Genomic DNA, 18,632 nt, shown 5'->3' on the forward strand with positions numbered 1-18,632 from the left:
TACATCATGCTGATTTCCCAGATCCTCGACGACGCCGAGACGATCCGCGTCGTTGCCCGCAGCGGCGGCAAGACCCGGATCATCAACGGCGCGCGCAGCGTCTATTCGCTGGCGATGGAGGCGGCGCGCACCGGCACCGGCCTCGAAGCGCTGATCGAGCGCAAGGGCTACGGCGAGACGGTCGATCTCGACGCCGCCTACAAGAAAGGGCGCCTGGTATCGCCGATCAACCATCCCGATCCCGCGCATCTCCACCTCACCGGCACGGGTCTGACGCATCTCGGCTCAGCCGCGACGCGCGATTCCATGCACAAGAAGCTCAGCGACGGCGAGGAGCAGCTCACCGATTCCATGAAGATGTTCCGCATGGGACTGGAAGGCGGCAAGCCGGCCAAGGGCCAGATCGGCGTGCAGCCGGAATGGTTCTACAAGGGCAACGGCACCATGGCGATTGCGCCCGGTGCCGCGCTGATGTCGCCCGCCTTCGCGCAGGACGCCGGCGAGGAGCCGGAAATCGCCGGCATCTATGTCATCGGCGACGACGGCGCACCGTTCCGCGTCGGCTTCACGCTGTCCAACGAATTCTCCGATCATGTGACCGAGCGGGTGAACTACCTGTTCCTCGCCCATTCCAAGCTGCGCAATGCGTCCTTCGGACCGGAGATCCTGATCGGAGACTTGCCCGCCGATATCAGGGGCTCTTCACGCATCCTGCGTGACGGCAAGCTGCTTTGGGAAAAGCCGTTCCTGTCGGGCGAAGCGAACATGTCGCACACCATCGCCAATCTCGAGCATCACCACTTCAAGTACTCGGCCTTCCGTCAGCCCGGCGACGTGCATGTGCACATGTTCGGCACGGCGACGCTGTCCTTCGCCGACGGCATCAGGACGGAAGCGGGCGACGTGTTCGAGATCGAGGCCAAGGACTTCGGCTTGCCGCTGCGCAACCCGCTGGAGATCGAAAAGCCGGTCAAGGTGGCGGTGAAGGCGCTGTGAGAGCGTAATCTCCCCCCTTGAGGGGGAGATGGCCGGCAGGCCAGAGGGGGTCGCTGTCCCGCCGATCCGTCTTCGTCATTCTAGGGCGGAGCAAGGAGCGAAGCGACGCGCGCAGACCCTAGAATCCATGCCGTGACATTGGCCGCAGAATGCTGCCGTCCAGAATAGCCGTTGGCGACAGCGCCAGCTAAGATCGCAACATGACAGGCTACGTCTACATGACCGCGAGCCAGAAATGCGGCACGATCTATATCGGTGTCACCAATGACCTTGCTCGTCGGATGCCCGAGCACAAGACCGGCCAAGGCTCCAGCTTCACCAGCCGTTACGGCGTGCAGCGTCTGGTCTGGTACGAGGAGTATTTCGATATCACCGACGCCATCCAGCGAGAGACTTCATTGAAGCGCTGGCCACGCCAATGGAAGGTTGAATTGATCGAGAAGACCAATCCTTGTTTCGCGGAATTGGCTGGTGAACGTTCTGAACCGTCGCAGCGCTCAGGCGTCACGGCATGGATTCTAGGGTCTGCGCGCGTCGCTTCGCTCCTTGCTCCGCCCTAGAATGACGAAGGGATAGGACGGCATTCCTTCGCGACCCCCTCTGCCCTGCCGGGCATCTCCCCCTCAAGGGGGAGACCCCAGCCTCAGCGCGCTGCTCTGAAATGCTTGGAGAGCTTGAGCCCCTGCGCCTGATAGTTCGAGCCTAGATCGGTACCGTAAAGCGCCTGCGGGCGCTTGAGCATATGCTCGTAGACCAGGCGGCCGACGATCTGGCCGTGATCGAGGATGAACGGCACCTCGTGGCTGCGCACTTCGAGCACTGCGCGACTGCCGCTGCCGCCGGCGGCGGAGTGGCCGAAGCCGGGATCGAAGAAGCCGGCATAGTGGACGCGGAACTCGCCGACCAGCGGGTCGAAGGGCGTCATCTCGGCGGCATAGAGCGGCGGCACATGCACGGCTTCGCGCGAGACCAGGATGTAGAACTCGTCCGGGTCCAGCACCAGCTCGCCGGCACCGCTCTTATAGAGCGGCTCCCAGAAGTCGACGACATCCTGCGCGGCGCGCTTGTCGACGTCGACCAAGCCGGTGTGGTGCTTGCCGCGATAGCCGACCAGGCCGTCCTTGTCGCCGTCGAGGTCGATGGAGAGCGCGATGCCGCCGCCGGAGATGTTGGGAGGCTCGGTGGCGACCAGCATCTCGGCGCGATGGAGATCGCGCAGCTCGTTCTCCGACAGCAGCGCGTTGCCGGTGCGGAAGCGTATCTGCGACAACCGCGAGCCGGCGCGCACGACGATCGGGAAGGTGCGCGGGCTGACCTCGAGGTAGAGTGGGCCATGATAGCCGGCGGCGATCTTGTCGAACTCATGGCCGCGATCGGTCATGACGCGCGTGAAAATGTCCAGCCGCCCGGTCGAGCTCTTCGGATTGGCCGATGCCGACACTTCTGACGGCAGCGCCAGGCTCTCGAGCAGCGGCACGATGTAGACGCAGCCCGTTTCCAGCACCGCGCCCTCGGCAAGGCTGATCTCGTGCAGCTTCAGCCGGTCGAGCTTGTCGGCCACCAGGTGATCCGGACCTGGCAGGAAGGAAGCGCGCACGCGAAAAGCCTTTTCGCCGAGCCTCAGATCGAGGCTGGCCGGCTGGATCTGGTTGGTGTCGAGGGCGCGCGGCGATTTCAGCGCGTTCGCCTCAAACAGCGCCGCGATGTCCTGATCCGGTAGAATGCCTGTCTGCCGCAAGGTCTGGCTCCGCTAGAGCAATTCACCCTTTCATGGAAACGGCGAACCGCTCTACCTCTTTGTTTTGACGCAATTCCGGCGGTTTCACACTTTTCCTGGAATTGCTCTAAGGCCGGGCAAGCGCATGGGTGCAGGCTCCTGCCTGGTACAAACCTCTTAATCAAGCCGGCAATTGACGCAAGCGCGGCGCGGGCCTAAAGGATCGTTATCCCGTGGTGATTTGGCCGGTCGGCTTGCAGCCACGTTAAACAAGTCGCTAAAGGACCGCTGGCCGCAAGGCCGTATGGACCGGTTGCGACATCGCGACCGGTTTTTTTGTGTTTGCTTCTTAGGGTTGGACTAGGGCGATGACGAAGACGCGAAATTGGAAGCCTCAGACGGCACTCGTGCATGGCGGAACGCTGCGTTCCGGTTTCGGTGAGACCGCCGAGGCGATGTATCTCACCCAGGGCTATGTCTACGAAACGGCGCAAGCCGCGGAAGCCCGCTTCAAGGGCGAGGAGCCGGGCTTCATCTATTCGCGCTACGCCAATCCGACCGTCGACATGTTCGAGAAGCGCATGTGCGCGCTCGAAGGCGCGGAAGATGCGCGCGCCACCGCTTCCGGCATGGCGGCGGTCAGCGCGGCACTGCTCTGCAGCGTCAAGGCCGGCGACCACATCGTTGCGGCGCGGGCGCTGTTCGGCTCCTGCCGCTGGGTGGTCGAGACGCTGGCGCCGCGCTACGGCATCGAGGCGACGCTGATCGACGGCACCGACATCGCCAATTGGGAAAAGGCGGTCAGGCCGAACACCAGGCTGTTCTTCCTGGAAAGCCCGACCAACCCGACGCTGGAAGTGGTCGACATCACTGCTGTTGCCGCTTTAGCCAATTCGATCGGCGCACGCGTGATCGTCGACAATGTCTTTGCCACGCCGCTGCAGCAGAAGCCCCTGCAGCTTGGCGCCCATGTCGTGGTCTATTCGGCGACCAAGCATATCGACGGTCAGGGCCGCTGCCTCGGCGGCGTCATCCTGTCGGACAAGAAGTGGATCGACGAGAACCTGCACGACTATTTCCGCCACACCGGCCCGAGCCTGTCGCCCTTCAACGCCTGGACGCTGCTCAAAGGGCTTGAGACGCTGCCGCTGCGCGTGCGCCAGCAGACCGAGAGCGCCGGCAAGATCGCCGACTTCCTGGCCGGCCGGCCGGAGATCGCCCGCGTCATCTATCCGGGCCGGGCCGACCATCCGCAGGCCGATATCGTCAAGAAGCAGATGTCCGGCGGCTCGACGCTGATCTGCCTCGACGTCAAGGGCGGCAAGCAGGCGGCCTTCGCCTTCCAGAACGCTCTCGACATCGTGCTGATCTCCAACAATCTCGGCGACGCCAAGAGCCTGATCACCCATCCGGCGACGACGACGCATAAGAACCTCAGCGACGAGGCGCGCGCAGAGCTCGGCATCGGCCCGGGAACACTGCGTCTGTCTGTCGGGCTTGAGGACGCCGACGATCTGCTGGCCGATATTGACGAGGCGCTGAAAGCGGCGAAGTAGCAGGCCGATCGAGAGAGCGCCTGAGCGAGGCTCAGGCAATCTCTTCCAGCTCGGTTATCGCGCTGGTGCGGATGGTCATGGCGTTGCCGCGCCATTCGACAGCGCCGGCCAGCCAGCCGCGCGCCCAGACGGCGGGAAGCATGGCGTCGCGCACGATCATCGCGGTGACGCTGCGCGGCGACAGATACCAGCCCTTGGACCAGGCGAGCAGGCATTCCGGCACATAGGCGAACGCCAGAACGCAAAGCGCCGTGGTGGGCAGGCTGACGCCGGCACTCGCCGCCGCGATAAGCGCGAGCAGCAACGGCAACGCCACACCGGTCAGGATTTCGGGGGCAAAAAACAGCGGGAAGGTGACGCGGCGCAGCCGCGCCCAGCGCGCCTGACGCGACCAGATTTCGGCGAACGTGCGCTGGCCGAGCGGCTGTTCGAAGGGCGAGGCGACGAGATTGACGCGCAGTCCCAAGCCGTTGACCAGCTTGGTGGCGGCCGCGTCCTCGGCGATCTCGGCGGCTAAAGCCTGGATACCGCCGTTCGCGTCGAGCATCGGCTTGTTCCACAACATGCTCTTGCCTTGGGCGAAGCCGAGGCCGAGCGCCTCGCCCGCATATTGCCAGCGCGCCTGCAGCGTGTTGAGGAAGGCGCATTCGACTTCGGCCCAAAACCCGTCCGGCCGCGAGCCTATCGGCGTCGAGCAAACGAGGCCGGTATCCGGCCGCCAGGCCGCCATCAGATGCTGAACATAGTCCTTGGGCATCAGCACGTTGGAATCGGCAAGGATCACCCAGTCGTGCCGCGCCGCCTGCCAGCCCTTCACGCAATTGTTGAGCTTGGGATTGGCGCTGATCCTGTCGTCGCCGACGAGCAGCCGCGCCGGAACCTTGGGGAAGCGCGCGATCGCGGCATTGATCAGCTTGACCACGGGGTCTTCGGCGCCGGCAACGCAGAAGATCAGCTCATAGCGCGGCCAATCGAGCGAGAAGGCGCGATCAAGCGTCTCCTCGGCGAACGGCTCGACGCCGCGCGACGGCACGATGATGGAGACCGGTGGCTGCTTCTCCGCGGGCGGAGGAATGATGCGACGTGCCTTCAGCCGCGACGATGCGAGCATGATGCTGGCGAAATTGGAAAGAAGAAGGGCTGACGATGCAAAGGCGGCTGCGAGAGTCAGTTCCATCGAGATCTGGTCACTCCGGAAAAGCCGCCCGCGGCCATTTCAATCAGTCGACAGAGCGCCCGAGTCGCCCGGCACGATTTGTGCACACCAACATTGTCATGTGTCACTTAAATGACATTGTTTTTCGGCACGTGCGCTAGAAACTGGCAGGATGGCGCCTCACCTAATAACCACGAAGCGCGACAAACGTTCCCTTCGCCGGCAAACCGGAGTGACCCATGTATCGCGCCGTGACGCGCAACATCGAAGTGCAGGTCAGGCCGTTCTATCTGGAGGATCGTTCCGATCCGTCCGAGAACCGCTATGTATGGGGCTACCAGGTGACGATCGACAACCAGTCGGACGAGTTCGTGCAGCTTATGTCGCGCTACTGGCACATCACCGACGGGCGCGGCCGCGTCGAGGAAGTGCGCGGCGCGGGCGTCGTCGGCGACCAGCCGGAGCTCAACCCCGGCGACAGCTACCAGTACACGTCGGGATGCCCGCTCTCGACGCCATCAGGCATCATGGTCGGCCATTACACGATGCGCAACGGGCGCGGCGAGACGTTCGATGTCGCCATCCCCGCCTTCTCGCTCGACATGCCGGGGACGAGGCGAACGGTGAACTAAACGCTGGCGAGAGCGTTTTTTCTCCCCGTCACTATACGGGGACAAATGCCCGGCAGGACAATGAGGGGCAGCGCCAAGCTTTTTAAGATTTTCTTTCGGACGGAGCGAGGGGCGCTTGCATGGCCAGACTTGGCGCCGCCCCTCATCCGCCCTTCGGGCGTTCGTCGTTCGAAAAGCCAAGCAATTGGCTATTCGCCCGCTGCGCGGACCACTCCTCACCTCCCCGTGAAACGGGGAGAAGGAAGGGCATTCACTCGGCCGCGAACTCCGCCGGATCGAAGTCGTACTGCGTCGAGCAGAACTCGCAGGCGACATGGATGCCGCCGTCCTCGGTCGAGTCCTTGATCTCGTCGGCCGAAAAGCCTTCGAGGATGCCGCGGATCTTCTCGCGCGAGCAGGAGCACCGGTCGGCGACGGGCACGCCACGGAAGACGCGCACGCCATGTTCGTGGAACAGCCGGTAGAGCAGCCGCTCGGCGCCCACCGTCGGATCGATGAGCTCGGTCGGCTCGGTGGTGCCGAGCAGCGCCAGAAGTTCCCGCCAGGAATTGTCGGCCGGCTCGTGCGTCACGTCGCGCGGATCACCGTCGCCGCCGGAAATATCGGGCACGCGCATGCGCTCCGGCGCCTGCGGCAGGAACTGCGCAAGGATGCCGCCGGCACGCCATTGCTCGCGGGCGCCGCCGGGGCCCGGCGTCACCAGCTTGGCGACCGACATCTTGAGATCGGTCGGGATCTGCTCGGACTGGCGAAAATAGGTGCGCGCGGCTTCTTCCAGCGACGTGCCGTCGAGCTGGACGATGCCCTGATAGCGCTGGGTGTGCGCGCCCTGGTCGATGGTCAGCGCCAGCACGCCGGTGCCGAGCAGTTTCTGCTGCGAGGTCTCGCCGGCGGCAACCAGCGCCTGCAACCGGTCGGCATCGAAGCGCGCATAGGCGCGCAGCGCATGCGGCGTGGTGAAGTCCGCCACCAGCATGTCGACCGGCCCATCGGTGCGCGTCTGTAGGATGAACTTGCCCTCGAACTTCAGCGACGTGCCGAGCAGCACGGTCAGCACGCAGGCTTCCGCCAGTAGGCGCGCCACCGGTTCGGGATAGTCGTGGCGGCTGAGGATGGCGTCGAGCATCGGCCCGAGCTGCACGGTGCGGCCGCGCACATCGAGCGGCGCCACCTCGTATGGCACGACATGATCGTCGCCGGCGAAGCCGAATTCACCGAGTTTGGGTTGATGTTCAGCCAATGGACGGATTTCCAACATGACAAAGCTCCGGGGCGCATCCATCCCGCTTTCCAAGCGGCATGGGGCAAAGCGCGTTCGATTTGCGTGATGGCCCGCAAATAGGCATCACGCATCCGCGGATCAAGTTGGCCCAGATCAAGTCGGCCTCGATCAAGCGCCCAGGCACCAGGCCAGCACCGCCTTCTGGGCGTGCAGCCGGTTCTCGGCCTCGTCGAACACCACCGAATGCGGTCCGTCGATGACCTCGTCGGTGACCTCCTCGCCGCGATGCGCCGGCAGGCAGTGCATGAAGAGCGCGTCGGACTTCGCTTTGGCCATAAGCGCTGCATTGACCTGGTAAGGCAGGAAGACGTTGTGGCCGCGAGCGCGATGCTCCTGGCCCATCGACACCCAGCTGTCGGTGACGACGCAATCGGCCTGGTCGACCGCCTCCTCGGCCGAGCGGGCGAACCTGACTTTGCCGCCATTGGCCTTCGACCAGTCGACATATTTCTCGAACGGCTCGCTGCCCTCCGGCACTGCGACATTGAGATTGAAGCGGAACCGCGCCGAAGCTTCGAGCAGCGAGTGCAGCACATTGTTGCCGTCGCCGGTCCAGGCGAAGGTCTTGCCGGCCACCGGACCCCGATGCTCCTCGAAGGTCATGATGTCGGCCATGAGCTGGCAGGGATGGGTATCGTCGGTCAGCCCGTTGATGACCGGCACGGTCGCATTCTCGGTGAGCTCCAGCAGCCGGTCATGCGAGGTGGTGCGGATCATGATGGCGTCGACATAGCGCGACAGAACCTTGGCGGTGTCGGCGATGGTTTCGGAACGGCCGAGCTGCATCTCGGTGCCGGTCAGCATGATGGTCTCGCCCCCAAGCTGGCGCATGCCGACGTCGAAGGACACGCGCGTGCGTGTCGACGGCTTGTCGAAGATCATGGCCAGCACCTTGCCTTCGAGCGGCTTCGAACGCTCGCCGGCCTTGAGCCTGGTCTTTCGCGCCACCGCATCGTCCAGCATGATGCGCAGATCGCCCGCGGAAACGGCTGACAGATCGGTGAAGTGGCGAACGCTCATCGGCAGGATTCCAGAATTATTTCGCGGCTTCGGCCGCAATCGCGTCGGTCAGGCCCTTGGCGCCCGAGCGGATGCGCTTCAGCGCCTCGCCGATCTCCTCGTCGGTGACGGTGAGCGGCGGCAAGAGGCGGATGACATTGTCGCCGGCCGGCACCGCCAGCAGGTGCTGGTCGCGCAGCGCCATGTTCACCTTGTTGTTGGGCATGACGCATTTCAGGCCAAGCATCAGGCCGGTTCCCCGGATGCCTTCGATGATCCCGGGGAATTCATCGGCGACCGCCGCAAGGCCCTGCTTCAAGAGAAGCGCCTTGCGCTGCACATCATCGAGGAAGCCGTCGGCCAGCACCACGTCGAGCACCGCATTGCCCACCGCCATCGCCAGCGGATTGCCGCCGAAGGTGGTGCCGTGCACGCCGGCCGTCATGCCGGTCGCGGCGTCGTCGGTTGCAAGGCAGGCACCCATCGGGAAGCCGCCGCCGATGCCCTTGGCGATCGCCATCAGGTCAGGCGTCACGCCCGCCCATTCATGCGCGAAGAGCCTGCCGGTGCGGCCGATGCCGCACTGGACCTCGTCGAAGATCAGAAGCAGGCCATGCTTGTCGCAGAGCTGCCGCAGGCGCTTCAGCGACTGCGTCGGCACCGGGCGGATGCCGCCTTCGCCCTGCACCGGCTCGATCAGGATTGCCGCGGTCTCCGGCGTGATCGCCTTTTCGGCGGCGTCGATGTCGTCGAACGCGACCTGGTCGAAGCCCTCGACCTTGGGCCCGAAACCCTCGAGATATTTATACTGGCCGCCGGCCGCGATCGTGGCCAGCGTGCGGCCGTGGAAGGCGCCCTCGAAGGTGATGATGCGGAAGCGCTCGGCATGGCCCTTGACGAACTGGTAGCGACGCGCCGTCTTGATGGCGCATTCCAGCGCCTCGGCGCCGGAATTGGTGAAGAACACCTTGTCGGCAAAAGTCGCCTCGACCAGCCGCTCGCCCAGCCGGCGCTGCTCGGGAATCTCGTAGAGGTTGGAGACGTGCCACAGCTTTGCCGCCTGCCCGGTGAGCGCCGCCACCAGATGCGGATGGCTGTGGCCCAGCGAGTTCACGGCGATGCCGCCGGCGAAATCGAGATATCGCTCGCCCTTGTCGGTGACCAGCCAGGTCCCCTCCCCGTGATCGAAAGCCAGGGGTGCGCGAGCAAAAGTCTCGTAAAGCGCCGAACCGCTCATTATATGCGTCTCCGGAACCGGAAATCAAAAAAGCCGCCAATGCGGCGGCCTTTGCGGCTTATCATGTTTTTCGGCCATGAAGTCAACGAAAACGTCGCGCAGAAACGCGCGGCAAGGCTCTGACGGCACGTCGGCTCATAAGCGGTCAGGCAAGTTGGGGAAAACCGAAAAAACCGAATCGTGTTGCCCTGGGGACTCTTGTCACCGAGTCAGCGCTTAAGGTAATTGTAGTCGAGAAATAACTAGATTTCGTGCGGCGGATCTAATCACCCGGTATATGTGGTGTTGTTTGCCCGGCGGGAGCCGGGGCGGGAAAGGATTCTGACTGCCGTACGCCTCAGCAGGAGCGGTCTCATGAACTGGACTGACGAGCGGGTTGAACTTCTCAGGAAATTGTGGTCGGAGGGTCTCAGTGCCAGCCAGATCGCAGCACAGCTCGGCGGGGTGAGCCGCAACGCCGTCATCGGCAAGGTGCATCGGCTGAAACTCTCGGGCCGCGGCCGCGCCACAGCAGCGCCGGCGCGCCAGAAGAAGGCGACACAAGGAGCCTCCATGCAGAAATCGGTGGCCCGGGCGGCAAGTGCGACACGTCACGTGACGGCCTCCATCGGCGCGACCGCGCTGCAGGTGCAGTTCGACGCGGAGCCGGTGGCGCGCCACTATATCCGCCCGGTCGAGAATGTCGTCGTGCCGATCTCGCGGCACCTGCAACTCGTCGAGCTGACCGAGCGCACCTGCAAGTGGCCGAACGGCGATCCGCTGTCGGAAGATTTCAGCTTCTGCGGCAACGACGCCGCCGAGACCGGGCCATACTGCAAATATCATGCCCGCGTCGCGTTCCAGCCGGCGGCGGAAAGGCGACGCGCTCGCTGATAGCGAATAGCGAATAGCGAATAGCGAATAGCGAATAGCGAATAGCGAATAGCGAATAGCGAATAGCGAATAGCGAATAGCGAATAGCGAATAGCGAATAGAACAGTTTCGGGCATCCAAGTCCGGCACAAGCTTCTTTTGTCCCTATTGGCTACTCCCTATTCGCTATTCGCTTTTTTCACAGCCACCCATTCTTCTTGAACCGCCAATACAGAAACACGCAGATCAGCGCGATCGCCACCAGCACGGTCGGATAGCCGTATTCCATCTTCAGTTCAGGCATGTCGGCGAAGTTCATGCCGTAGATGCCGGCGAAGGCCGTCGGCACCGCCAGGATGGCGGCCCATGAGGCGAGTTTCTTGGAAATCGCCGTTTCCTGGCTCTGTCCGACCAGAAGGCTGGCTTCGAAGGCGAAGGCCAGGACCTCGCGCAGGCTGTCGATCTTTTCCTGCACTGTGCGGATGTGATCGGTCACGTCGCGGAACAGCGGGTGCATGGCGCCGTGGATCTGCGGCAGCTCGGCGCTGGTCAGGCGGCGGCAGACCTCGACCAGCGGCAGCGCCGCGTTGCGCAGCCTGAGCAGATCGCGGCGCAGCATGTAGAGCCGTTCGATGTCGGCGCCGGTCATCGGCTTCAGCAGCACCTTGTCTTCGATCTGCTCGACCTCGTCCTCGATCTGCTCGAGCACCGGCATGTAATTGTCGACGATGAAATCGAGAATGGCATAGAGGACGAAATCCTCGCCCTTGGCGAGCGAAGACGGGCAGCTTTCCCAGTGCTGGCGCACCGGGGCGTAAGAGGTCGACGGACCGTGCCTGACGCTGACGATATAGCCGGTGCCGACGAACAGATGCGTCTCGCCGAAGGTGACGCGACCGTCGATCAGCTGCGCAGTGCGGGCGACGATGAACAACGCGTCGCCATATTGCTCGATCTTGGGCCGCTGATGCGGATGCTCGGCGTCCTCGATGGCCAGATCATGCAGATGAAACTGCGCCTGCACCCTGAGCAACAGGTTGCGGTCGGGCTCTAGCAGGCCGATCCAGACGACATGGCCGGGCCTTGCCGACCAACCGCCGGCCTCCTCGATCGCGATGTCGGCGATACGCTTGCCCGCTGAATAGACGCTCGAGGCAATGATGCCGGATGTCGACTGCGGGGCCGGGGCCAGGTTTCGAACTTGTTCCATCGCAAACCTCCCGAGACAGCGACTGACAAAATCGCTGTACGCGGAGGAGCTTAGCCTAAATTAGAAAGCCGTTCGAGGGCCACCCGTTCACTTAGCCGGTACCGTCCCCGGGGACACCACCTGGTCAGTCTTGTCGCCCTTCGGCCGATCGGCCGGCATCTGGTCGCCGGTGACGATGTAATAGATGGTTTCGGCGATGTTGGTGGCGTGGTCGCCGATCCGCTCGATGTTCTTGGCGCAGAACAGCAGATGCGTGCAGGGCGTTATATTGCGCGGATCTTCCATCATGTAGGTCAGAAGCTCGCGAAACAGCGAGGTGTACATGGCGTCGATCTGGTCGTCGCGGTCGCGCACGAAGCCGATCTTCTCGACCGAGCGCGACGCATAGACGTCGAGCACTTCCTTGAGCTGCGTCAGCGCCAGGTTGGCCAGCGCCTCGAGGCCCCGGAACAGGCTGTTCGGCTGGCGGCCGTCGATGACCGCCGCGACGCGCTTGGCGACATTCTTGCCGAGGTCGCCGACACGCTCGATGTCGGCGGAGATGCGGATGGCGCCGACGATCTCGCGCAGATCCGTCGCCATCGGCTGGCGCCTGGCGATGATGATGATCGCCTTGTCGTCGATCTCGCGCTGCCCCTCATCGAGGACGAGATCGTCCTGGATGACCTTCTGGGCGAGGCCTGGATCGGCATTAACCAGGGCCGCGATCGCCTGTTCGACCATGCGCTCGGCATGACCGCCCATGGCGGCGATGCGCTTCGACAGGAATTTCAGTTCTTCGTCATAGGCACTGACAATGTGGACGGACTGCATGGCTATGCCTTCCCGGGTTCTGCCGGCTGGTGCGCTCCCTCAATCTGTCGCTGATACGCGAGCCGGATGACAGAAAGAAGAAACTGCCGGTTGGCAACCAATATAGGATCATTGAGCCGGCAAATGAACCGTGAACGCCGCGCCCTTGCCGACTTCCGACCTGATCGACAGCCTTGCATTATGACGGGTCAATATATGCTTGACGATCGAAAGGCCAAGACCGGTGCCTTTCTGGGTTCGGCTGTTTTCCACATCGACGCGGTAGAAACGCTCGGTGATGCGAGGGATGTGCTCCTCGGCAATACCAGGGCCATAGTCTCTTATGGTGACATCGATGCCTGCATCCTGGCCATCTTCGCTGCGGGCGATGGATACGGTAACATGCCCGCCCGACTGGCCGTATTTGCAGGCATTCTCCAGGAGATTCTCGAAAACCTGGAAGAGCTCGTCGCGGTCGCCGGGCACGGAAAGCGGGCCATCGACGAAATCCCGCTCGATGACGAGGCCGTTCTCGCTGGCCAGCGGCCCAAGGGAATCGATGACGCTCTCGATGATCTGGCGAAGATCGACCTCGGTCCCCGGCCTGAGATAGGGCTTCATCTCCAGCCGCGACAGCGACAGCAAGTCGTCGATCAAACGCGCCATGCGACCGGTCTGGTTCTGCATGATCTGCAGGAACTGGTCGCGTGCCGCAGGATCGCCGCGCGCCGGGCCGCGCAATGTCTCGATGAAGCCGGCGATCGAGGCGAGCGGCGTGCGCAGCTCGTGGCTGGCATTGGCGATGAAGTCGGCGCGCATGCGGTCGATGCGGCGCGCCTCGCTCTGATCCTTGAACACCAGAACGTAGAGATCGGTGGCATGGCCGACCGAGGATGCGCTCACCCGGTAGGTGCGCTCGACCGGCAGCTTCTCGGTATAATCGACGACATCGGAGGCCACGGTCCCCGAGACGATGCTGTCGAGCAGGGCCTGCATTTCGGGCGCACGGAACTTGAGCGACAGCGACATGCCGGGCGCCAGCCCGCCGAAGGCGGCGAAGGCGGCCGCATTGGCGTGGACGATTGTTGCCGCGCGGTCGAAGATGATCAGCGGGTCGGCAACGGCCGCGGCAAGATATTCGCCGGAGAGCCGCTGCAGCCCGCCGGCCTCGATCGCCGCCGCCTCATCGGCGGATTGCCGTTCGACATCGGCGGGCAGCATCGCGGCTGCGACCAGCAGTGCCAGGGCCAGCAGCAGCACGTAGATCGAAAGGCCGCCGAAACCGTAGACCACGAGAACAGCGACGACGGCCGCGGCCAGCAACCAGCGGCTGCGCCGCAGCCGGGCGACGATGGCTTGCGTCCCACCTTTCCGCTCTGCGCCTGTATCGACCATGCGCTGCCCCGTATCCCTCCGCCGGTGAAAGTTCACCGGACCGGAACCGGCGCATGACCCCGCAAAAATCGGAATCGATTTTCTGGAATGTTCATGCGCAAAATCAAAGTGCTACGACGCCCCCACGTCCGGACGGACGCGGGCGTCGTGGAGGCTCCATAGCATGAGTCCGCAAGCTGGAAAGGGTTCGCCTCGATGAAAAATGCCAAGGAAACCGCCGAAGCGGCGCCCGCCGCGGGACCGATCAGGATCAGGATCGGCGGCAAGGAACGCGAGTTCGACATCGACAACCCGGCGCTTCCGGACTGGATCGAGGACAACAAGCTGACCGCAGGCGGCTATCCGTACGACAAGAAGATGAAAAACGAAGACTACGACAAGGAACTCGAGCGCCTGCAGATCGAGCTGGTCAAGGCGCAGGCCTGGCTGCAGGCGACCGGCAAGCGGGTGATGGCGTTGTTCGAGGGGCGGGACGCGGCGGGCAAGGGCGGCACGATCTTCGTGCTGCGGCAGTACATGAATCCGCGCACGGCGCGCAATGTGGCGCTGACCAAGCCGACGCCGACGGAGCTTGGGCAATGGTACTTTCAGCGCTATGTCGACCATTTCCCCACTTCGGGCGAGTTCGTCACCTTCGACCGCTCCTGGTACAACCGGGCCGGCGTCGAGCCGGTCATGGGGTTCTGCACGCCGGAACAGCATGAGAAATTCCTCGACGAGACGCCGCATTTCGAGCGCATGATATGCAACGAGGGCATCCACTTCTTCAAATTCTGGCTGAACATAGGCCGCGAGACGCAGCTCGAACGCTTCCACGACCGCCGCTGGTCGCCGCTGAAGAACTGGAAGTTCTCGCCGATCGACATTGCCGGCATCAACAAGTGGGACGACTACACCAGGGCGCGCGACCTGATGGTCGAGCGCACCCACAAGGAGTTCGCGCCCTGGATCATCGTGCGCGCCAACGACAAGCGCCGGGCGCGGCTCGCCGTCATCCAGCGGATCCTGTTGTCGCTGTCCTATGACGGGCGCGATCTCGACGTCATCGGCAAGGAAGACAAGAAAATCGTCGGCGAAGGACCGTCGTTCCTTCAGAAATAGCTTTTCCCGGCGCCCGACGACCGGCGTCCAATGTTACAGCGCCGCGCATCTTTCGGGTGCGCGGCGCTGAGGCTTTACGATCGTGCTCAGGCGGCCAGGCGGGCGATCCGCTGCAGCCGCTTCAGCGTGGCGTCGTCCTGGAGCGCCTGCTGGAACAGCGATATCTCATGGTCGATGCGGTCGCACAGTACGCCCGTATCGCCCTTGAGCAGACCGCGTGTCTGCAACAGCGCTGCAACCGGCTTCTTGGCGAGCTGCCTTGCCCGCGCCAAGGCCGTCTCCTCGGCGCTGCCTTCCACGATCTCGCCGACCAGGCCGAGCGCCTTGGCGTCGTCGACGCCGAGTGTGTCGCCCAGGCAGAAGAAGCGGAAGGCACCGGCATAGCCGAGCTTCTGGGGCGCCAGGATGCTGGTCGCCGCGTCCGGCACGAGGCCGAAATCGACGAACGGCACCCTGAAGGTGCTCCCCCTCGAGGCAATCACCATGTCGCAGTGGAACAGGATCGTGCAGCCGACACCGACTGCGTCCCCGTCCACGCAGGCTAGGACTGGCTTGGGGAAGGTCGCCAGCGTGCGGAACATGTCGGTGACGGCGGCGATCAGCTCTCGGTGCTTGGTGGCGTCGAGGAACTCCGAAAAGTCACCGCCGAGGCAGAAGCAGCCGGCAAGGCCGCGCAGCACGACCACGCGGACGTCGTCATTGACGGCGGCCTCGTGGAAGGTCCCGGCGAGGCTCGCATAGGCATGCCTGTCCAGCACCGGTCGGCCGTCATGCGAGGATACGGTGACGACCAGCGTGTGGCCGTGCAGTTCCGGTTCGGGATGGAAGCTCATGACCGCCTCCATCACGAAGCCTGCCTCAGGCCGAGCTGTCCGGGATAACCCCGGTTGAGCACCGGCAGGAAGTGGCTACGGCGCTGGCGCACCACCTCAAGCGTATGCTCGGTGAAGGTGAGCAGCGTCGCCACGACCTGCTGGTTGCCATAGGTGCGCTGGTAGCCGAGCGGCGTCGCCAGGAAGTGGAGCTGCAGCGCCCGCAGCACCCACATCGGTTCGAACTCGATGATGACCTGGTTGACGTCGCGCTTGAGACCCCATTCGACGAAGCCGGCGATCAACTCGGTGCCGACCGTCGAAACGCCACGCTTGCCGTCGCGAAAGCCCGGCGCCACCGCATAGCGGGTAAGCTCCCAAACATGCGGCCCCGACGGAGGCGTCCCTTCGTAGAGATCCGACAGGACGTCGGTCAGAAGGTGCGCCCGCGTCGTCGGCAGCATGCGCTGATAGCCGGCGAGCTCGCCGTTGCGGATGACGAGGTGATGTTCGGCCTCGTCATGGTCGAACTGATCGATCTCGAGCCCATCCGGGCGATCGAGATCGGCCCATCCCATCTCCTCGACGAAGATCTTGTAGCGCAGGCGATGGACAGCTTCCCAAAGGTCGGGGCGTTCCATCAATTCCTGAGTGGTGAGGGAAAAAAGCATTAGCCGTCTCCTGGGCTTAAGAGGAAGATACGGCCGGGCTTTCCCGAAAATATTACGCGATCGCGTAGGCAAGAATTTCTAGGTCGGCACCGACCGACCTCACTAATATAGCCGCGCCTAATCGCCTCTGCGACTGCCTGCACGCAGTTGACGGCGTCCAGTTTGCTTTGGCGTTAAGAAAGTATTAGCCCTTTCTTAAGAGGAGGACACAGTCGGCTTTTGTCTAAAATATTATGCGAATGCGTAGGCGGCAATTTCTGGGCCGTCACCGGCCTAGCTAATATAGCCGCGCCTAATCGCCTCGGCGACTGCTTGCACGCGGTTGGCGGCGCCCAGTTTGCTCTTGGCGTTGAGAAGGTGTTTCTCGGAGGTGTGCTCCGAGATGCCGAGAATCTGCGAAATCTCCCACTCGGACTTGCCGACGGCCGCCCATTGCAGGCATTCGCGCTCACGCGGCGTCAATTCTATGTGATCGATGACCTTGCCGGCCATGGTGTGAAGCTGCATGGCGCGGCCGATGGCGTAGGTGGACGCCAGCGAAACCATCCCGAACTCGGCCTCCGACAACTCGACGGACTCGCCGCCCAGCGAGACCATGACGACCTGGCCGTCGAGCGTGACCAGCGGGAAGGCGAGGCCGTCGCGGAGCTTGAACTCGCGGGCATCGCCCATGACCTCGTCGCTGCTCTTGTCGATGACGATGGCCTGCGAGGCTTCCCGCCACTGGAAGGGGGCCTGCAATTGCTTCATGTGGCTGACAACCGGATCATGGTCGACGTAATTGCGCGCCACGTAGCGCTCCAGCCACTCGCCCGGCCAGTCGCAGAGCAGGACATGGTCCTTCTGCCGGCCGCGCGGGGTGCCGGGCTGCGGCACGGTTCCAGCCATCAGCGCCGTCAGGCCGAAATTCGAGGTGACGCTGAGCAGGCGCTCGCACACCGCCGCCGCCGTGCTGGCGTGCTGCAGTTGGTCTATGTATTCCAGAGTTCTATCGAACATGCTCATCGCAACATCTACCCCATGTTGCTTTCTGCTTTCATCATCGAAGATAGATGCCCGAACCACCCTTCGCCATCAACCCCCGGGCTGCAAGCTCCCTCGTCGCGCCGGTGATCTCCCCCGTTGCCGGCGCGCGCTGCCACTTGCAAACATGCTAAACCATACGCCGAATTCCCGAGTTTGAAATCAAAAACAATTGTGCCCGCTCTGTTTTCATACGAAAAGCCAAGAACATGACTGGGCGGAGCCTTATCGTGACTTTCCGGTGGATATTTCTGATCCTGCTGTCGGCGCTGATCGGGGCGCTGCCGTTTGCCGGCGCGACTCAGGCCGCAGAGCCGCAGGTTCCGGTGCTGTGGGATGCCAAGGAGCGGCTGCCCAAGCCCGATCTTTCGGCGCTGCCACGGTTGCGATTCCTCACCACCACCGATTTTCCACCCTTCAATTTCCTCGACGGCTCAGGCCGGTTGTCGGGTTTCCACATCGACTTGGCCAGGGCGATCTGCGCGGAACTCGGCATCGTCGAGAAATGCCAGATCCAGGCCTTGCCGTGGAACGAGCTCGACGCCGCGTTGCAGAAGGGGGAAGGCGAGGCGATCATCGCCGGCATCGCGGCAACGCCGGAAAGCCGCGAGAAATACGCCTTCTCACGTTCCTACCTGCAGTTCCCGGCGCGCTTCATCATGCCGAAGGCCAAGGCCTTCGCCGAGCCGATCCTCGACAAGCTGCGCAGCAAGCGGGTCGGCGTCATTGCCGGCTCGGCGCATGAGAAGATGCTGCGCGACTATTTCGGCACCGTTCAGGTGGTGCCCTTCGACAAGCCTGAGGCCCTCTATGCCGACCTCAAGGCCGGCAAGATCGATGCCGCCTTCGGCGACGGCATGCGGTTTTCGTTTTGGCTTGGCGGTTCCGACGCCGCCGGCTGCTGCCGCTTCGCCGGCGGCCCGTATCTGGCACCGGAATATCTGGGCTCGGGCATGGCGATCGCCACCAGGGCCGGCGATCCGGCGCTGGCGGCCGCCTTCGACTACGCGCTGCAGGAAATCTCGATCAAGGGAACCTTCGCCGAGTTCTACCTGCGCTATTTCCCGGTGAGCTTCTTCTGATAGCAAAGCCGCGGCCCAGGGTCTGTTGAGATTCAGGTCAGGACGAGTCGAGAATGGTGGTTTCCGAGAACCGGCCTACGCCGGCCGTAGCCTTCATAGAGCGGAGACCCTTATGAGGG

At 63.4% G+C, this 18,632-nt stretch carries 17 protein-coding genes, 1 pseudogene and 1 riboswitch; of the genes and pseudogenes, 7 read left to right on the forward strand and 11 right to left on the reverse strand.

Features of this window, described 5'->3' with window-relative positions:
* The first annotated feature begins 6 nt into the window (after positions 1-6).
* Both araD1 and EJ071_RS00160 read left to right on the forward strand, forming a co-directional pair.
* Positions 7-996, forward strand: a complete 990-nt coding sequence (araD1, locus tag EJ071_RS00155; protein WP_126096258.1) for an AraD1 family protein — start codon at positions 7-9, stop codon at positions 994-996.
* Between the two features lie 200 nt (positions 997-1,196).
* Positions 1,197-1,448, forward strand: a pseudogene (locus EJ071_RS00160) (GIY-YIG nuclease family protein); the annotation flags it as partial.
* Between the two features lie 191 nt (positions 1,449-1,639).
* Here EJ071_RS00160 and EJ071_RS00165 read toward each other — a convergent pair.
* Complete coding sequence (locus EJ071_RS00165) at positions 1,640-2,734, reverse strand: 2'-deoxycytidine 5'-triphosphate deaminase (RefSeq protein WP_126096260.1); 1,095 nt, start codon at positions 2,732-2,734, stop codon at positions 1,640-1,642.
* A 202-nt stretch (positions 2,735-2,936) separates the two neighbouring features.
* Positions 2,937-3,014: riboswitch (SAM riboswitch) on the forward strand.
* Positions 3,015-3,081: 67 nt separating this feature from the next.
* Here EJ071_RS00165 and EJ071_RS00170 point away from each other — a divergent pair.
* A complete protein-coding gene (locus tag EJ071_RS00170; RefSeq protein ID WP_126096261.1) occupies positions 3,082-4,269 on the forward strand; it encodes an O-succinylhomoserine sulfhydrylase in 1,188 nt (395 codons plus the stop codon).
* Positions 4,270-4,300: 31 nt separating this feature from the next.
* Here EJ071_RS00170 and EJ071_RS00175 read toward each other — a convergent pair whose 3' ends face one another.
* The gene (locus EJ071_RS00175) at positions 4,301-5,446 is read right to left on the reverse strand and encodes a ceramide glucosyltransferase (RefSeq protein WP_126096262.1); all 1,146 of its coding nucleotides are present in this window, start codon (positions 5,444-5,446) and stop codon (positions 4,301-4,303) included.
* A gap of 218 nt (positions 5,447-5,664) precedes the next feature.
* Between EJ071_RS00175 and apaG the strand changes: the two genes are divergently transcribed.
* Positions 5,665-6,057, forward strand: a complete 393-nt coding sequence (gene apaG, locus EJ071_RS00180; protein WP_126096263.1) for a Co2+/Mg2+ efflux protein ApaG — start codon at positions 5,665-5,667, stop codon at positions 6,055-6,057.
* A gap of 250 nt (positions 6,058-6,307) precedes the next feature.
* Here apaG and EJ071_RS00185 read toward each other — a convergent pair whose 3' ends face one another.
* The 3 genes from EJ071_RS00185 to EJ071_RS00195 form a co-directional block, all read right to left on the reverse strand.
* Positions 6,308-7,339: an Hsp33 family molecular chaperone gene (locus tag EJ071_RS00185; RefSeq protein WP_126096264.1), complete on the reverse strand. Its 1,032-nt coding sequence runs from the start codon at positions 7,337-7,339 to the stop codon at positions 6,308-6,310.
* A 108-nt stretch (positions 7,340-7,447) separates the two neighbouring features.
* Entirely contained in the window at positions 7,448-8,359 is a 912-nt protein-coding gene (argF, locus tag EJ071_RS00190; RefSeq protein ID WP_126096265.1) for an ornithine carbamoyltransferase, read from the reverse strand.
* A gap of 16 nt (positions 8,360-8,375) precedes the next feature.
* Positions 8,376-9,575 (reverse strand): aspartate aminotransferase family protein, encoded by a 1,200-nt coding sequence (locus EJ071_RS00195; protein ID WP_126096266.1) that lies wholly within the window; start codon positions 9,573-9,575, stop codon positions 8,376-8,378.
* Between the two features lie 354 nt (positions 9,576-9,929).
* Between EJ071_RS00195 and EJ071_RS00200 the strand changes: the two genes are divergently transcribed.
* The gene (locus EJ071_RS00200) at positions 9,930-10,448 is read left to right on the forward strand and encodes a GcrA family cell cycle regulator (protein WP_126096267.1); all 519 of its coding nucleotides are present in this window, start codon (positions 9,930-9,932) and stop codon (positions 10,446-10,448) included.
* Between the two features lie 178 nt (positions 10,449-10,626).
* Here EJ071_RS00200 and EJ071_RS00205 read toward each other — a convergent pair whose 3' ends face one another.
* The 3 genes from EJ071_RS00205 to EJ071_RS00215 form a co-directional block, all read right to left on the reverse strand.
* Positions 10,627-11,637, reverse strand: a complete 1,011-nt coding sequence (locus EJ071_RS00205) for a magnesium and cobalt transport protein CorA (protein ID WP_126096268.1) — start codon at positions 11,635-11,637, stop codon at positions 10,627-10,629.
* An 87-nt stretch (positions 11,638-11,724) separates the two neighbouring features.
* Positions 11,725-12,450, reverse strand: coding sequence for a phosphate signaling complex protein PhoU (phoU, locus tag EJ071_RS00210; RefSeq protein WP_126096269.1), 726 nt, complete (start codon positions 12,448-12,450; stop codon positions 11,725-11,727).
* 108 nt (positions 12,451-12,558) lie between these two features.
* Positions 12,559-13,824 carry an ATP-binding protein gene (locus EJ071_RS00215; protein ID WP_126096270.1) on the reverse strand — a complete coding sequence of 422 codons (1,266 nt, stop codon included), beginning with the start codon at positions 13,822-13,824 and terminating at the stop codon, positions 12,559-12,561.
* Between the two features lie 195 nt (positions 13,825-14,019).
* Between EJ071_RS00215 and ppk2 the strand changes: the two genes are divergently transcribed.
* Entirely contained in the window at positions 14,020-14,925 is a 906-nt protein-coding gene (gene ppk2 / locus EJ071_RS00220; protein WP_126096271.1) for a polyphosphate kinase 2, read from the forward strand.
* A gap of 86 nt (positions 14,926-15,011) precedes the next feature.
* Here ppk2 and EJ071_RS00225 read toward each other — a convergent pair whose 3' ends face one another.
* The 3 genes from EJ071_RS00225 to EJ071_RS00235 all read right to left on the reverse strand — a co-directional run bounded on the left by EJ071_RS00225 (position 15,012) and on the right by EJ071_RS00235 (position 17,413).
* A complete protein-coding gene (locus tag EJ071_RS00225) occupies positions 15,012-15,758 on the reverse strand; it encodes an enoyl-CoA hydratase-related protein (RefSeq protein ID WP_126096272.1) in 747 nt (248 codons plus the stop codon).
* An 11-nt stretch (positions 15,759-15,769) separates the two neighbouring features.
* A complete protein-coding gene (locus tag EJ071_RS00230) occupies positions 15,770-16,408 on the reverse strand; it encodes an acyl-homoserine-lactone synthase (RefSeq protein ID WP_126096273.1) in 639 nt (212 codons plus the stop codon).
* Positions 16,409-16,681: 273 nt separating this feature from the next.
* Positions 16,682-17,413 carry a LuxR family transcriptional regulator gene (locus EJ071_RS00235; RefSeq protein ID WP_126096274.1) on the reverse strand — a complete coding sequence of 244 codons (732 nt, stop codon included), beginning with the start codon at positions 17,411-17,413 and terminating at the stop codon, positions 16,682-16,684.
* A 248-nt stretch (positions 17,414-17,661) separates the two neighbouring features.
* Here EJ071_RS00235 and EJ071_RS00240 point away from each other — a divergent pair, with 248 nt between their 5' ends.
* A complete protein-coding gene (locus tag EJ071_RS00240) occupies positions 17,662-18,513 on the forward strand; it encodes a transporter substrate-binding domain-containing protein (RefSeq protein ID WP_245460143.1) in 852 nt (283 codons plus the stop codon).
* Positions 18,514-18,632: the final 119 nt, after the last annotated feature.

Source organism: Mesorhizobium sp. M1B.F.Ca.ET.045.04.1.1 (genome assembly GCF_003952465.1).
GTDB classification, from domain to species: domain Bacteria; phylum Pseudomonadota; class Alphaproteobacteria; order Rhizobiales; family Rhizobiaceae; genus Mesorhizobium; species Mesorhizobium shonense.

Coding starts and splice junctions, on each gene's coding strand:
- araD1 (WP_126096258.1), top strand. CDS start 7: ATGCTGATTTCCCAGATCCTCGACGACGCCGAGACGATCCGCGTCGTT.
- EJ071_RS00170 (WP_126096261.1), top strand. CDS start 3,082: ATGACGAAGACGCGAAATTGGAAGCCTCAGACGGCACTCGTGCATGGC.
- EJ071_RS00175 (WP_126096262.1), bottom strand. CDS start 5,446: ATGGAACTGACTCTCGCAGCCGCCTTTGCATCGTCAGCCCTTCTTCTT.
- apaG (WP_126096263.1), top strand. CDS start 5,665: ATGTATCGCGCCGTGACGCGCAACATCGAAGTGCAGGTCAGGCCGTTC.
- EJ071_RS00185 (WP_126096264.1), bottom strand. CDS start 7,339: ATGGATGCGCCCCGGAGCTTTGTCATGTTGGAAATCCGTCCATTGGCT.
- argF (WP_126096265.1), bottom strand. CDS start 8,359: ATGAGCGTTCGCCACTTCACCGATCTGTCAGCCGTTTCCGCGGGCGAT.
- EJ071_RS00195 (WP_126096266.1), bottom strand. CDS start 9,575: ATGAGCGGTTCGGCGCTTTACGAGACTTTTGCTCGCGCACCCCTGGCT.
- EJ071_RS00200 (WP_126096267.1), top strand. CDS start 9,930: ATGAACTGGACTGACGAGCGGGTTGAACTTCTCAGGAAATTGTGGTCG.
- EJ071_RS00205 (WP_126096268.1), bottom strand. CDS start 11,637: ATGGAACAAGTTCGAAACCTGGCCCCGGCCCCGCAGTCGACATCCGGC.
- phoU (WP_126096269.1), bottom strand. CDS start 12,450: ATGCAGTCCGTCCACATTGTCAGTGCCTATGACGAAGAACTGAAATTC.
- EJ071_RS00215 (WP_126096270.1), bottom strand. CDS start 13,824: ATGGTCGATACAGGCGCAGAGCGGAAAGGTGGGACGCAAGCCATCGTC.
- ppk2 (WP_126096271.1), top strand. CDS start 14,020: ATGAAAAATGCCAAGGAAACCGCCGAAGCGGCGCCCGCCGCGGGACCG.
- EJ071_RS00225 (WP_126096272.1), bottom strand. CDS start 15,758: ATGAGCTTCCATCCCGAACCGGAACTGCACGGCCACACGCTGGTCGTC.
- EJ071_RS00230 (WP_126096273.1), bottom strand. CDS start 16,408: ATGCTTTTTTCCCTCACCACTCAGGAATTGATGGAACGCCCCGACCTT.
- EJ071_RS00235 (WP_126096274.1), bottom strand. CDS start 17,413: ATGAGCATGTTCGATAGAACTCTGGAATACATAGACCAACTGCAGCAC.